Here is a 14,746-nt window from a genome sequence, read left to right on the forward strand (position 1 = left end):
TAAGATCGGACTGTATTTTTTCCGGACGGCTCTGCCTTTTTTTAATATTCGGTTGACGGTAATCAAGCGGTGTACCTGTTTCTAATGATCAGCCTCTGGCTGCGGCATCCGCATAGAAGATAATCGTGTAAAATTTCGTTGTTTCATTACCAGGATTCACGTACCGATGGGGCCGGTTAGCTGAAAAATGCACGGAGCTTCCGGCAGGCACGGTGTAGCTTTCGTCTTCCCGCCAGAGCTCCAGCTCCCCCTGATGCACAAAAATATACTCCTCAACGCCATCATTATGAGCTTCAGATCCGTGATCGCAGCCCGGATCCATTATAACCATGTAGGACTCAAATTTGGTGCGCAGGTTGTAGGAAAACAAAGGGTATACCCGGTACGCGCCTTCGGCCTCGTGAAAAGGCTCCACGTCCTCCGGTGATACCACGGTTACTTCGGTTTCCGCCTCTTCGATGAGCGTGGTGAATGAAATACCGAGGCCGCTAACGATGCGCCACAATACAGAGATCGTCGGATTGGAATCCCCCCGCTCGATCTGTCCCAGCATGGCTTTGCTTACACCGGTCAACTCGGCTACGTTATCGAGGCTGAGGCCCCGTGATTTGCGGATGGCTTGCAGATTTCTCCCTACCTTTTTATGAATGGGTTCCAAGTGTAACCATATCCTCCTTCTGAAACTAAGCCGTTAACTGATCTTGCTCTGATCCGCTTGCGGCTTCTCCATAAGCTTTGACACCATATCATCGGTCATATGGTTCAAATCATATTGTACATCAAATCCCCATTCTTCGCGTGCTGCAGTTGCATCGATGGAATCCGGCCATTCGTTCGCAATCGCCTGACGGACAGGATCCACGTCATAGTCGAGGCTGAAATCCGGTATATGCCGGCGGATGCTAGCCGCAATCCCCTCAGGATCGACACTCATCGCCGTGACATTAAAGGCGTTACGGTGCTTCAGCTTGGACGGATCAGCTTCCATCAATGTCATGATGGCGGAAATCGCATCCGGCATGTACATCATGTCAAGATAAGTGCCTTTATCAATATAGGAAGTGTAGCATCCATTGCGGATGGCCTCTACATACATCTCAACCGCATAATCCGTCGTTCCCCCGCCCGGAGGCGCGGAGTGGGAGATCAGCCCTGGAAAGCGCAATCCGCGGGCATCCACTCCGAATTTATGGTAATAGTAGTCACACAACAGCTCGCCCGAGACCTTGCTGACTCCATACATCGTTAACGGGCGTTGCACCGTGTCTTGCGGCGTTGCTTTTTTCGGGGTATCCGCCCCGAATGCCGCGATGGAGCTCGGCGTAAAGAACTGGCAGGATAATGCCCGTGCCGTCTCGAGGGCACTTAACAAACCGCCCATGTTCAGGTTCCACGCCAGTGCCGGATTGGATTCTGCCTTGGCGGACAACAGGGCTGCAAGGTGGATAATCGCATCCGCCCGGTGTTCTTTAGCCGCTTCGTGGAATGCGTGGTGGTCGGTTACATCCAGTATTCTGAATGGTCCTGATTGGACCGTTTCATGATGGATTTGGCGAATGTCCGTTGCGAGAACAGCTTCTTCACCGTATATTTGCCGCAATTTCGCCACCAGGTCTGAGCCAATCTGACCGAGCGCACCGGTTACCATAATTCGTTTCATCACTTGTGCCCCCTTATTAGATCAGACCCAACTCGCGTCCGATGGTTTCATATGCGGAAAGTGCGCGATCCAGCATCTCCTTCGTATGAATGGCGGTTGGCATATTCCGAACTCTTCCCGTGCCTTTTGGTACCGTCGGGAACACGATCGATTTGACATACACGCCTTCTTCGTACAATCTGGTGCTGAATTTCTGGGTGGTTGTTTCATCTCCAATAATGCACGGCGTAATCGGAGTTTCGGTACGACCGACAGAATAGCCAAGACGCTTAAGTCCTTCCTGCAGATAACGGGTGTTCTCCCACAGCTTCATTTGCAGATCTTTGCTGTTCTGCAGGATATCGATAGCGGTAATACAAGCGGCTATGGTGCCTGGAGGCAGCGCCGTGGAGAACAGGAACGGCCGGCTGCGGACCTTGAGCCAATCCACCAGATCCCGTGATCCAGCAACATACCCGCCGACAACGCCAACCGCCTTGGACAGCGTGCCGATCTGAATATCTACCCGCTCCGACAACCCGAAATGTTTCACCGTACCTGCACCGCCGCCAAGAACGCCAGATCCATGAGCGTCATCCACATAAGTAATCAGATCATAGGTTTCGGCGATCTCCACGATTTCGGGGAGCTTCGCAATATCGCCATCCATCGAGAACACGCCATCGGTAATGACCATAATTTTGTTATATAAACCGGATTCTCTCGCTTCTTGTGCTTTCGAACGCAAATCGTCCATGTCCGAATGGTTAAACCGAATGACTTTGGCTTTGGTCAGGCGGCAGCCGTCAATAATGGAGGCATGGTTTAATTCATCTGACAGGATGGCGTCCCCCGCTCCCATCACGGCCGAAATCGCCGCCATATTGCAGTTAAATCCGGATTGATACGTAAGTACCGCTTCCGTTCCCTTGAACTGGGCAAGCTTCTCCTCAAGCTCAACATGCAGCATAAGCGTTCCGTTAATGGAGCGAACAGCGCCGCTTCCGGTTCCGAAATCGGTCGTAGCCCGGATGGCTGCTTCTTTCAGTCGCTCATCATTTGCCAGTCCGAGATAGTTGTTGGAAGATAAATTCACGAATTCACGACCCTGAATGGTTATGAGCGGACCGTTCGGACTTTCAAGAGGCTGGATGGTATTATAAAGCCCTTGCTGCTTGAGTTCCGTTAGATTATCCTGTAAGAAAGCGCTTAACGATTGACTGGACATTTGAAATTCCTCCCGTGGATCCGAAGTATCTTAACGTACATATCATTTACCATTCCATTGTATGCAAAAAGTCACACGCATGCAATATCCTGTACAAAAATATGTTATATTGCATAAACAAAAAAGCCATGCTTCCTCAATCGAGAAAGCATGGCTTTTTCATGGTTATTCTCTTAACGTCCAAATATCGGTTTGCGGTTTAGGCAAATTCACTGAGGCAATCCTTCCTCTTCCGTCTTCCGTCAGGCCTATTGCCCATTTGTCGAAAAATTCAGTCAGGTCTTCCCCAGCCGTTTGAGAAGCTATGACGGCAAAAGTATCCACCGTACCTTGAATTTCGTCGCGAGATAATTCGCGGTATTTCTCGAATATCCGGGTATAGAATTCCCAGCCGTAAGCAAGCTGAAGCTGCTTGAACATCACCAGTCTTTCATAATTGCCGATTTGGCCGTATTTTTTTGCCGGATCATGGTTTTCTACAAATTCGATTCCCCGGTCATAGTAATTCTTGCCGTCATTCCCGATTTTCAATAGTTCGGAGGCATTCCCATACTTCTCTTGGGTGTACAGTGAGAATAGGTTAACGGTCACTTCCCCTACATCGCTCCAGGTCCATGTCCGCTGCTGGTATTCATGCCCAAGTTCATGCCAGAATCCCCAAGCGCTTGTTTTTACATAATGGACATCCAGCAGGTTGGCCGCATAACTGAACGGCATCATGATCGGATATCCCGCATGCATCGCCCCGGAAGAGATCTGTCCGTCGGCGACGTAACGGCGGTTCAATTGATGGGCGGTATGAGGCATCGCCCTGTCCGGATCAAGGCCTACCAGTTCATCATAACTGTCGTAAATTTCGTCCCAGGTCCGCATCAACTCCTCCGGGTCGGTTACTTGGCGAATCAAATCCGAGGGGACCGTCAGGATCATTCTTTCGCCTTGAAGCTCCGCAAAAGGGACGGCAACCGGCCCCGTGCGAAATCTATCCCATTCCTCAAGCGTAGTCTTGCCGAGCACGTAATGCGGTGCTTCCGCCGCCCCGCTGATCTTGACGGTTGCCCGAAAATCATCCTTCGCTTTTAGGGGAATGAGATATATGAAGCCACCATATGGGCTGTTGACTTGATGGATGCCCGGGGTCAGCTTCTGGTGGTTTACGATAAGCGGAACTCGTCCCCACTTGCCGGATCCTCTCAAATCGTCATCATGCGAACCGATTTGAACCGTTAAATGCTCCACGCCTTCCGGTACTTCAAGGGTAATGACTTTACCGGGGGGTGCATACAATCCGGTACTGATCCAATTTTTCGACGGAAGGGCGTGCGTGTACATCGTATTGGGGAAATCAAAGTCGACCTCGACTTCACGGTCGTTAACGATGGCCGCTTCCTCCGAAACTACTCCCGGAAATGCGTCGGCATACGGAGATTTCTCGTTGGCCTTATCCAAGGTAAAATGACTGAAACGGAAGTTATGCAGCGCATTCGTATAGGGCTGCTGAAATTTTTGGATCGGGAACTCGGCGGGCGGCAGGCTGTCGGCCTCTGTATCTGCCCAAGCGTACAGCGGGGATTCGCTGGATAACGTTTCGAGCGTCTCGTTTAGTATATTGTAGAGCCGCTCCTGTTTTTTGTTAGTGGGTGTGCCCGGCGGACCGATATTGATTTGATCGTAAGTGATCGTTCCCTCTTCCACTTCCTTGCCTTGAGCAAGCCGTGTCTTGATATGATGATCGTTGGCTTGCTCATAGGTCAATGCCGATTCGCCCACATTGGACTCTGAGCCTCTATTCATCAGCGTCAGTCCAGCCCGGTTAAGCAGCTTTTGAATCGCAAAATCACGGCTGAGTCTGGCTCCCCTCAGATTGCCGACCTGAAGCACGATTTCCTCAGGGGTATCACGTGTTATTCCCTCGATGCCGCTCAGGTTATCCGCCACGACGATGCCGCCGCCTAACCGTAGATATTGATCCAGCGCTTCCAGATCCTTATCCTTCATCGTATGGTCTACATAGGCTGCCGCATATTTTTGCGGATTCAGGTTTACGGAAGCCCAACTGTCGATTTTCACCAATTCAATGGGTAAATCCGAATTTACCGTGAGAGCGGCAGAGGTAGTTATTAATCGAATTTTCTTTCCCGGCTTCCTTAATGCATCCTCATAGCGGTTCGTATGATCATTTCCTTGACCTTGATTCGTAGAGGCATCGTCCGTCAGCCACCATAAAATATTCCGGGCAAGCTTACCCGCGGGATCACCCGCCGACCCGGACAGATTGAAATACTCCTTGCTCCCGGCGACAACGATACGCCCTTTGCCGTAACGGGCTGCCGAGATGGCTGGAATATAATAATCGGGGACGTTGATATTGAATGCAGCGTCCCCTACTGCAGCAACGCCGCCGCCAGCGAAATATGGAATCGCTTGCAAATCCTTATAAAATATGCTGAAATCGTTCTTAAGTACGTCCAGTGGCGTTCCTGCCAACCAAGCGGAATCAGTCGCTCTGGATGATTCAAGTTCGGGCATCCCGGTGGTATTTGCCATAGCAGGATCCGTCACCGTCCGTTTACTGTTCTCCGCAGGTTCGGCAGCTGCAATGGATGCGGTCATTAATAATATCGCGGACCCGATTACTGCGTATTTCTTAATCCGTTTCATCATCATTCCTTAACGATTCCTCCTCGATTTCCTTTGATATCCTGATGGAATGGCAGATAGCCATAAGCTTTGAATTCATTTCCTCCCCCTTGATATGTCATGGAATGCGATTTCTCATTTAGCTTAATGAATGCCGCTCAGATTTGAAATGCATAAAAAACACATCAATGTATCCAAAATACACAACCGGTAGGGGGCAGCCAATGGATATTAACCACCTGAAGTTGATTCAGAACTACCTGGCTAACGCGAATCTTCGCTTATCCATTGCCAAGGTTGATAAAGTGTCCCAAAACTGGCGCTTCTTTAATATGAGGCCGTCCTATAACGCCCTTTATTTTATAAGGGAAGGGGAAGGCTGGATTAAGATCGACGAACAAGAATATCATCCCTCCCCCGGGCAAATCGTGCTCATGCCAGCCGGATCGCTTCATTCCATCTCTGTCGTTAACGACAACACCTACAGGAAGTTCTGGTGCCATTTTACCGCCAAGGTGGACACGCTGAACTTGTTTCAGCTGATTCATCTTCCCCACGTGCTGGATGTGCCGGACGAGTCATTTATGGAGCAGTTATTTAAGGAGTTGATCGATGCATATGGGAGCAGCGCTTGGACCGCCCCACTGCAAAGGAACGAAATACTGATGAAGCTTGTCCGACATTATCTTGACATCGTTCCCGATCGCCAAATCTCGCTGTCCATGCTGCCTGATATGCAGAAGCTGAACACGGTATTCCAGTATATCGAGGAGCATATCAGCGGTAACGTAAGCGTGGAACAATTGGCGGGACTTATCCATTATAATCCCAACTATTTTATCCGCTTCTTCAAATCCAAAATGAAGATGACACCTGTGCAGTATATTATTAAAGTCAGGATCGAGAAGACAAAAGGTCTATTGATGACCACGGATTTGACGCTGGAGGAAATCGGGAGGAAGGTGGGAATGGAGGTCCATTATTTATGCCGGGTATTCAAGCAGTTCACCAACATGTCGCCGGGGGAATTCCGTAACCAGATTATGTCCAACCGCTAATAAAAATCCCCCTGAGAGGGTTATCGGAATCCTTCTCCGATACCTCCCAAGGGGGATATGATGGGCGACTATTTGATTACGAATTCCAAATCTCGTCCGCAATCTCCTTAATGAATGATAGTTGCTACCCATCAAAATCAGGTGGATATCGCTTCATGCAGCGCCTCGACATAAGCGGCAGCAAGCTTGGACAGAGTCGCATTCTTATGACTGATCCATCCGACGTTGATCGTCTCATCACATGCGAGTGGAACCGGAATAATCTCGTTCCCGTTCAGGTCGGCGCTCAGCACCCCGGTCGAAATGGTGTAACCGTTCAGACCAATCAGCAGATTAAACAGGGTTGCACGGTCATTGACCCGAATGCTTTTTTTATGGGATAACGTGCTGAGGATTTCCTCGGAGAAGTGGAACGAATTGTATTCCCCCTGCTCAAAGGATAAATACGGATAATTCTGAAGCTCGTCAATGGTCACGATGGACTGCTTCGCCAGCGGATTTTTGATGCTGATAAAAATATGCGGCCTCGCCGTAAACAAGCTGGTAAACTGAAGCCCTGCATCCTTCAATAGCTTGTTGATCACTTTGGCATTGAATTCATTGAGGTATAGAATGCCGATCTCGCTGCGCAGAGTTTTGACATCCTGGATGATTTCGTAAGTCTTCGTCTCCCGCAGTGCCAACTCATATTCGTCCTGTCCGTATTCCTGAACCAGATTCACGAAGGCATTGACCGCAAAAGCATAGTGCTGTGTGGATACTGAAAAATGCTGCGGAGAAGGCTTTGCATTCAGATAACGTCCCTCCAGTAGCTCTGCCTGCTCCACCACCTGTCGTGCATAGCCTAGAAACTCCGCGCCCTCCTTGGATAAGGATATGCCTTTGTTGGTCCGCTCGAATATCGTAATGCGAAGCTCCTCTTCCAGATCCTTGATTGCATTGGACAGACTGGGCTGGGAAATAAATAATCGTTTGGCCGCCTCATTCATCGAGCCTCGATTGGCTACCTCAATGGCGTATTTTAATTGTTGTAAGGTCAAAGACGAGCCCCCCTTTTATATTTCATGTTCAAAAAACACTCGTGCATCATATCTACTGCTATTCATGCTTCAGAGGCAGAAATACGGAAACACCGACCCTGCCAAGGTTCGCTTTGTACTTGGATGGATCACCGTGAGCAGATGGAATCCGGCTAGCAATCGAAAGCACCAATCGGTTTGGAAACTGCTGTATCAACTTTAGAACCATTATAACCCGTTTCCATCATAAGAAGTGATCTGGTGGAACATCTATATCAGATCCAACAAACGCGGCTGGACTGTCGATGTTTCTCATACATGAGGGGGGTTACGCATTACGAAATCGGGAGTGCCACCGTCAATAGACACGATGAACAAAAAAACAAGCGCCAATCACCAGGCTTCTTCGAAGTTATTGGTAATTAAGCGCTTGTTTGCATTCGTAAAGACTAACTAAGTCTCTAAATATTCACCTTATACCCTAGAGCCAGTTCATCCCCCGGAAGCCCCCGGATTCCCCAGTTATGCTGCGGTGTCTCAAATATCGTAATCTCCACATCCTGTGGTGCGATATGCAGCGTATTCTGAATCCGTTCGAATAACAATCGAATCAGATGTTTCTTGGCCTCCACAGTACGGCCTTCAAATATGCTAATCTCGATCACGGAGTAGCGATCCGTTCTACCGTTAGGAAAGTAGAAATCATCCCGGTTCATGGGGAAAAATCGATGGAATTTCTTATCCGTCGGAAGTTGAAACGCTTCGACCACGCATGCGTGTATCACTTCCGATAATTGCTCTTTGACTGGGTTCAACCGATCCCGGACGCCGTAAATTTTGATCTGCGCCATGCTCTGCTCATCTCCTCTATTCTCATCTAAGCTCAGGCTATGTTTTCTAATATTTCTATTCGATTCGAGCAGTATAAAAACCTTCCTGTATGGTCCTACTCCCCGGTCTGGAACTGCTTCTTCGCCCACTCCACATAGGATGGATGGTTACGGATCAATTCCTCATGCGTCCCGCTTCCTGTAATTTGTCCTTTTTCAAGCACAATGATCTGGTCCGCCTCGACGACAGTCGATAACCGGTGCGCGATGACCACGGTCGTACGCTCGACCATCAGATTGTTCAGCGCCTTCTGCACTTCATGCTCGGAGTCGCTGTCCAGGCTTGCCGTCGCTTCATCCAGAAGCAGGATGTCTGGCTTCCTCAGCAGCGCCCTTGCAATCGCCACGCGTTGACGCTGACCTCCGGATAACTGGATGCCTCGCTCCCCAACCTCCGTCTCATATCCTCTCGGCAATGCCTCGATAAATCCTTCCGCATAGGCCAATTTCGCTGCTTCAGCAATTTCCTCGTCGGAGACCGGCTCCTCCCGTCCATAGACGATATTGTCCCGAATCGTTCCGGTCATCAGCGGGCTGTCTTGGGACACATACCCGAGCTTCCGCCGCCAGGACTCCAAAGTATAATCGCGGATCTCTTCCGAGCCAAAATAGATTTCCCCGTCGGATGCCGCGTAGAATCGCTCAATCAAGGAGAACACCGTGGTTTTGCCGCTGCCGCTGGGTCCTACCAGAGCGGTGACCTTCTTGGCAGGAATCGCAAAGGATACCTCGGACAGAATGGTCTCGCCTTCATGATAAGCAAACGTCACCTCTTTAAATTCAACGTCCCGATGCCCTTCCGGTGCCATGCGCACCGCACGATCGTCGCTCTCCGGCTCATATTCGAGGATAAGTCGCAATCTCTCGGTTGCCGCCATCACCTTCTGGAGCTGAGAATAGAAAGTGGCAAACTGGCTGAAAGGAAACATGATCTGGAACAGCAGCAGAATAAACGATACCAGTTCGCCTGCACTGAGTGCCCCTGAAGAGACGCGAACGCCGCCGTATCCGATGATGACCACCAGCAGCACAACCATGACCATCGACATCAACGGAATCAGGACTGAATTGATCTTGGCTTCCTTCATGCCGAATCGGTACAGACTGTCCATATCGTCATACCCGCTTTTCTCCTCCCTCCGCTCTGCATTGGAGGCTTTCACCAGGCGAATCTCGCCGATCACCTGGGTCAGCATGGCGGACAGCTGTGCCAGCTGTCCATACATACTGATGGAGATTTTGTACATCTTCCCGCCAATGGGCATTAATATGCCGAACCCTACCGGAACGGCAATCAGGATGATGAGGGTCATCCGCCAATCCAAGTAAAACAATATGGCAACGGCCCCCAAAACGGTCAATAGATTCGAACAAAAAGCAATCAAATGATCCGTGATCAGCGTTTTCACTTCGTTTGTATCATTGGTCACCCGACTCATCGTTTCTGCCGAGCGATGCTTGTCAAAGAACCGAACCGGCAAAGCCAGCACCTTCGTCCAGAGCCGTTTCCGAATTTTGTTGACCGTCTGGTTCCCGACATAGGCAAGCATATAATAGGAAAGTCCGCTCGCCACAGCTTCCAGCAGGAACAGAACGGCCAGAAAGCCGACCGTGCGAATATTAAACGAATCTGCCGCAAAGTTATCGATTAATTGGCCGGTGATGAGCGGGACGACCAGTCCCGTCACCGCACCAACCAAACTGAGCACGATGGCCAGAAAGAGTACCAGCTTCGGGATACCCGAAGAACGCAGAAGCTTCAAAAAATATCGAATCGTGGTTTTTGTAACCTTACCCTTTTCTTCTACGGTTTGCTCCACATGGAATTCCTCCCTTTTCGCATCCATCCGTCACATATAGATTTCTTTGATAAAACGGCCGGTAAACGAGGTTTCCACAGCCGCCACGTCTTCAGGCGTTCCTGTCGCCACCACAGACCCGCCGGCAGCTCCTCCACCAGGTCCGATATCGATGATCCAATCCGATTTCCAGATCAAGTCCAGATTGTGTTCAACCAAAATCACAGTGTTCCCCGCGTTCACCAAGCGGTTGAGCAGAACGAGCAGCTGCCGGACATCTCCTGGGTGAAGCCCGGTTGAAGGTTCATCCAGCAAATACAGCGTGTGATTTTTAGTTTTTTTGCTCAGTTCCTTGGCCAATTTAATCCGCTGCCCCTCACCGCCGGATAAGGTACTCACCGATTGCCCCCACTTCAAATACCCAAGTCCGACATCGCAGAGCAGCTTTGTCAATTCCATTATTTTCGGTCGATCCTCCAGAATCGACAGACTTTCCTCAATGGTCATATCCAAAATGTCGGAGATGGTATAACCGTTATAGGTCACGCGCAGAACCTCTTCCTTAAACCGTTTGCCCTTGCAATCCGAACAACGTACTTCCAGCTCCGGAAGGAAGTGCATATGCACGGACACCACGCCAAGGCCTTGGCATGTCTCGCATCGTCCACCTTGCGTGTTAAAGGAAAAGTGCTTGGCCGTCAATTGACTTTCCTTGGCTTCCGGCAAGCTGGCGTACCAGTTTCTGATATGGGTATAAACATCGGTATACGTAGCAATGTTGGAGCGCTGCATTCGGGATACCGGCGATTGGTCAACCGTAATCAGCTGCCCTACCGATTCCCAACCCGTGATGGCCTTGCAGCCGATTGGAGTTGATTGATCGCTTCCGGATTCCGCCAGAAGATCAAACAAAAGCGTGGATTTACCGGATCCCGATACACCTGTCACCGATATGAGACAGCCGAGCGGGAAAGAGGTCGTGATATGTTTCAGATTTCTTAAATGTGCATCCTCGATCGTCAGCAGCCTTCCGTTTCCAGCCCTGCGCTGACTCGGTGCCGTGAGCATCGTGTTATCCCGGAAATAGGATCCGGTCACAGACTTGGGATTTTGGATCAATTCCTCCAGCGTTCCTTGACCGACAACCGTACCGCCCATCGTTCCCGCACCCGGTCCGATATCAATGATATGGTCAGCGGCCCGCATCACTTCTTCGTCATGCTCGATGACGAGGACCGTGTTGCCCAGATCCCTCAGTTGTTTCAGAACCTGGATGAGTCCCCTGGTATCTTTGGGATGCAGTCCCGTTGTCGGTTCGTCCAAAATGTAAAGCACCCCCGTGAGGCCTGATCCCAGAATCGATGCGAGCCGAAGCCTCTGGGCTTCTCCGCCCGACATCGTGACGACCTGCCTCTCCATGGACATGTAACCCAGCCCCACATCCATAATGCGCTTTAGTCTCACGACGGAATCATGAATGAGCGGTTCCACAATCGTTAATTGGTCCTCCGTCAGCTTCTTCAGCAGTGCCTCCATCCAATTCAAGGATTCCCCGATCGACCAGGCGTTGACTTCGTTAATGGAGACTTCCTCTACTCGGACGCGGCGGCTGTTCTCCTTGAGCTTCGTTCCGTGACAATCCGGACAGACATGCTCATGAAACAGGGATGCTTCACCGGACTCGCTCCCCTTCTCCCGGTACCTTCTCCAGATCCCGGTGACTACACCCTCGTACTTGCCTTGTCCTACGGACTTCGGCGGCTTCATCTCAGGAAAATGCCGGCTGAACTGCTCGCTCTCTACACCGAAATACAGGAGATCACGCTGAACATCGTCATAATCCCGAAGCGGCATGAACTCATCGAATGTGAACCCGTAATACTTGGCTGCCGCTTTCAGAATGCTGGTGTTATAATCGGTAAGAGCGCTGTACCACGTTGCCACCCCGCCGTCTCTTAGGCTTAATTCCGGACGGAACACGGCATCCATGTTCAGACTCACCGTTTGACCGAGTCCGCTGCATGTTTCGCATGCGCCTTCCGGCTTGTTAAAGGAAAAATGCGACATCGTCAATTTTTCGAGACCATGGCCGCATCGCCTACAATGAACCGTCTCGTGAGAATCGCTGATCTCTTCCTCATCCGCTAGCCCGTGATAGACTTCTCCATCCACATGAGGCATCACCGTATCGCCACAGGACGGACAAGTACGTTCACCAAGCTTGGCAAACAGAATTCGAAGCAGCGTGTAGATATCCGTCACCGTTCCGATGGTGGATCTTGGGTTCCGGTTCGTAATGTGCTGTCCCACGCTGATCGACGGGGAGAGTCCTTCAATCGAATCCACCTTCGGCTTGCTGACCGAGTCCGACACCATGCCCATGGATTCCATGTACTGCCGCTGACACTCCCGCTGCAGCGTATCCATCGCGAGCGTGGACTTGCCCGAGCCGGACGGCCCTGTCATGACAACCAATTTGTACTTCGGGATTTCAAGCGAAACATTCTTCAGATTGTTCTCCCGGGCACCGCGAATCTTAATCGTTCCTTCCATTTCCAAACCTCCTAAAGTTTTGTGGAGCTGAGCTTCATTGAGAACCTTCGCCATAAAACTCGCTTCGAATACTCTTTCATTTTGGAACCTTAGCTCCAATACTTCATTTTACAAACCCATCTTACAACATTGATGCAAGTACAAAATCCCAAACATAAAAAGGTTGATCTATCGCCGCTTTCGATATCAAAAGCCGTCACGGAGCTTTAAGGTTTATGTATAATGTTTGGTGCCGTTTCATTTGTGTAAACACAGCATGGACTATATAATGGGCTACAAATAAGTACTTATCGTATGTTCTGAGGAGAGCGGTACCTATGCCGAAAAAAATCGCACCCGAGTTTTATTTTATTGGCAACCATCCCGTACTGGATTTCGTCAATACCAAAATTGCTGTCAACGGTCAGCCGCTGGATTTGCTGCATGACTTCGAGGCTTTACTGGATTGGCAGGTCAAGGCTAACCTGCTGACCGAGGTAGAGCGAAACTTGCGCAAGGCGGTATGGACTGGCTCCGAGGAGGAAGCCGGGATCGTGGAAGCCGCCAGATTGCTCCGCGATCACCTCTTTAATCTGATTCAGCCGGGCAGTGTGAACGAAACCTCAACGGAGGCAAGTCTACAGTTTGTCAATGGGCTGCTGCAGGAGCAAATCATTCGCACAACGCTTGTGGCAGAAGGCAGCACGTACAGTCGCAAAAGCCGGATGCTGTTTCGCAAGCCGCTGGATCTGTTAACCCCGATCGCCGCATCTGCCGTTGATTTTTTAACTACCCATGACTTAAAACTGGTGAAAAAATGCGAAAATCCGGCATGCGTGCTTCGCTTTTACGACAATAGTAAAAACGGCGCAAAGCGCTGGTGCAGCCCCAAAACATGCGGAATCCGCATGAAGGTCGCGGCTTATCTGGAGCGTCAGAAACAGCAGCAAACAAAGGAATCTTAGATAAACCATCTAAGATTCCTTTTTTAATACCCAAAATAATACTTTACAGGTTAAAACATTTTTGGAACGGCAATCATCATGACATAGATCAAGACGATGATACCGCTATTTTCCCAGCAGACTTTTCATTGAGCCATGCTTCATGATACAATCCCCCAGAAAAAAGGATTCAGGCAGAGCCGCATGAGGCAAGGGGGACCATCATGGGTATCAGACCGATTGATATCGCCAAGAAACTGGGGATTACCACAAGTGCGCTCAAGCACTATGAGCAATGGGGGATTGTTCCTCCCGCGAAGCGTGCCCCGAACGGATACCGGATATATACCGAGGAGCATGCCGCTTACTTTGAGTGCATCCGAGCCATGTTTCCTGGTTTCGGTGTAGACTTTACGAAGCAAGTGATGGTCAAACTGCAGGAGAGCGAGCTGGATGAAGCGCTCTGGATCGTAAATGAGGTCCAAGCCAATCTCCAGCAGGATAAAATTCTCGCGGAGCGGACCATCCGCATTCTGGAAACCGAGCAGCTTGACGTGGTCGATACCCGTGGCCGCAAAAGAGAGCTGACCATCGGGGAGGTTGCGGCCGAGACCGGCGTCCCCACCTCGGCCATCCGCCACTGGGAGAAGGAAGGCGTCCTTAATCTGCCTCGGGATCGGGAAAACGGCTATCGGAAGTTCGATGGCGCCCAGATCCGGCAGATCATGATCATTCGGATTCTCCGCTCAGCGAATTACCCGCTGGAGGTCATCAAGGATGTACTGCAAGAACTCGAGCATCATCAAGTCGATAACGCCAGACGAGTGCTCAAGGACACGCTGGTATACCTCAACTACCGCAACCATAACCAAATACGCGGCGTTCACTATCTATATCAGCTGTGCCAAGTGCTGAAATTAATGTAAGGCCCATTCCCCATTCACACTGTGGTTTAACATACAAAAAAAACAATCACGGATGTAGATCATCCGTGATT

11 protein-coding genes are annotated in these 14,746 nt (G+C 50.2%); 3 read left to right on the forward strand and 8 right to left on the reverse strand.

Features of this window, described 5'->3' with window-relative positions; all coding sequences use genetic code 11:
* Window positions 1-88: 88 nt before the first annotated feature.
* The 4 genes from ACOZB4_RS06115 to ACOZB4_RS06130 all read right to left on the reverse strand — a co-directional run bounded on the left by ACOZB4_RS06115 (window position 89) and on the right by ACOZB4_RS06130 (window position 5,534).
* On the reverse strand, window positions 89-658 hold the full coding sequence (locus ACOZB4_RS06115; protein WP_036660138.1) for a helix-turn-helix domain-containing protein: 570 nt from the start codon (window positions 656-658) through the stop codon (window positions 89-91).
* A gap of 33 nt (window positions 659-691) precedes the next feature.
* Window positions 692-1,660, reverse strand: coding sequence for an NAD-dependent epimerase/dehydratase family protein (locus tag ACOZB4_RS06120; RefSeq protein WP_379406336.1), 969 nt, complete (start codon window positions 1,658-1,660; stop codon window positions 692-694).
* Window positions 1,661-1,676: 16 nt separating this feature from the next.
* Entirely contained in the window at window positions 1,677-2,867 is a 1,191-nt protein-coding gene (locus tag ACOZB4_RS06125) for a glycine C-acetyltransferase (protein ID WP_379406335.1), read from the reverse strand.
* Between the two features lie 165 nt (window positions 2,868-3,032).
* Window positions 3,033-5,534 (reverse strand): M60 family metallopeptidase, encoded by a 2,502-nt coding sequence (locus ACOZB4_RS06130; RefSeq protein ID WP_379406334.1) that lies wholly within the window; start codon window positions 5,532-5,534, stop codon window positions 3,033-3,035.
* Between the two features lie 197 nt (window positions 5,535-5,731).
* Between ACOZB4_RS06130 and ACOZB4_RS06135 the strand changes: the two genes are divergently transcribed.
* Complete coding sequence (locus ACOZB4_RS06135) at window positions 5,732-6,565, forward strand: AraC family transcriptional regulator (RefSeq protein WP_379406333.1); 834 nt, start codon at window positions 5,732-5,734, stop codon at window positions 6,563-6,565.
* Window positions 6,566-6,702: 137 nt separating this feature from the next.
* Here the strand turns inward: ACOZB4_RS06135 and ACOZB4_RS06140 are convergent, their stop codons facing one another.
* The 4 genes from ACOZB4_RS06140 to uvrA form a co-directional block, all read right to left on the reverse strand.
* Window positions 6,703-7,605, reverse strand: coding sequence for a LysR family transcriptional regulator (locus ACOZB4_RS06140; protein WP_076324109.1), 903 nt, complete (start codon window positions 7,603-7,605; stop codon window positions 6,703-6,705).
* A gap of 440 nt (window positions 7,606-8,045) precedes the next feature.
* Window positions 8,046-8,435, reverse strand: a complete 390-nt coding sequence (locus tag ACOZB4_RS06145) for a tautomerase family protein (protein ID WP_379406332.1) — start codon at window positions 8,433-8,435, stop codon at window positions 8,046-8,048.
* A 95-nt stretch (window positions 8,436-8,530) separates the two neighbouring features.
* Window positions 8,531-10,294, reverse strand: coding sequence for an ABC transporter ATP-binding protein (locus ACOZB4_RS06150; RefSeq protein ID WP_379406331.1), 1,764 nt, complete (start codon window positions 10,292-10,294; stop codon window positions 8,531-8,533).
* A 30-nt stretch (window positions 10,295-10,324) separates the two neighbouring features.
* Entirely contained in the window at window positions 10,325-12,826 is a 2,502-nt protein-coding gene (gene uvrA / locus ACOZB4_RS06155) for an excinuclease ABC subunit UvrA (RefSeq protein ID WP_379406330.1), read from the reverse strand.
* Window positions 12,827-13,143: 317 nt separating this feature from the next.
* On the opposite strand from uvrA, the gene ACOZB4_RS06160 reads away from it, so the two are divergent.
* Both ACOZB4_RS06160 and ACOZB4_RS06165 read left to right on the forward strand, forming a co-directional pair.
* On the forward strand, window positions 13,144-13,770 hold the full coding sequence (locus ACOZB4_RS06160) for a CGNR zinc finger domain-containing protein (protein ID WP_379406329.1): 627 nt from the start codon (window positions 13,144-13,146) through the stop codon (window positions 13,768-13,770).
* A 203-nt stretch (window positions 13,771-13,973) separates the two neighbouring features.
* A complete protein-coding gene (locus tag ACOZB4_RS06165; RefSeq protein WP_379406328.1) occupies window positions 13,974-14,675 on the forward strand; it encodes a MerR family transcriptional regulator in 702 nt (233 codons plus the stop codon).
* The last annotated feature ends 71 nt before the right edge of the window (window positions 14,676-14,746 follow it).

It is taken from the genome of Paenibacillus sp. NPDC058898 (genome assembly GCF_049316025.1).
Lineage (GTDB): Bacteria > Bacillota > Bacilli > Paenibacillales > Paenibacillaceae > Paenibacillus_AQ.

Coding starts and splice junctions, on each gene's coding strand:
- ACOZB4_RS06120 (WP_379406336.1), bottom strand. CDS start 1,660: ATGAAACGAATTATGGTAACCGGTGCGCTCGGTCAGATTGGCTCAGAC.
- ACOZB4_RS06135 (WP_379406333.1), top strand. CDS start 5,732: ATGGATATTAACCACCTGAAGTTGATTCAGAACTACCTGGCTAACGCG.
- uvrA (WP_379406330.1), bottom strand. CDS start 12,826: ATGGAAGGAACGATTAAGATTCGCGGTGCCCGGGAGAACAATCTGAAG.
- ACOZB4_RS06130 (WP_379406334.1), bottom strand. CDS start 5,534: ATGATGATGAAACGGATTAAGAAATACGCAGTAATCGGGTCCGCGATA.
- ACOZB4_RS06165 (WP_379406328.1), top strand. CDS start 13,974: ATGGGTATCAGACCGATTGATATCGCCAAGAAACTGGGGATTACCACA.
- ACOZB4_RS06160 (WP_379406329.1), top strand. CDS start 13,144: ATGCCGAAAAAAATCGCACCCGAGTTTTATTTTATTGGCAACCATCCC.
- ACOZB4_RS06125 (WP_379406335.1), bottom strand. CDS start 2,867: ATGTCCAGTCAATCGTTAAGCGCTTTCTTACAGGATAATCTAACGGAA.
- ACOZB4_RS06145 (WP_379406332.1), bottom strand. CDS start 8,435: ATGGCGCAGATCAAAATTTACGGCGTCCGGGATCGGTTGAACCCAGTC.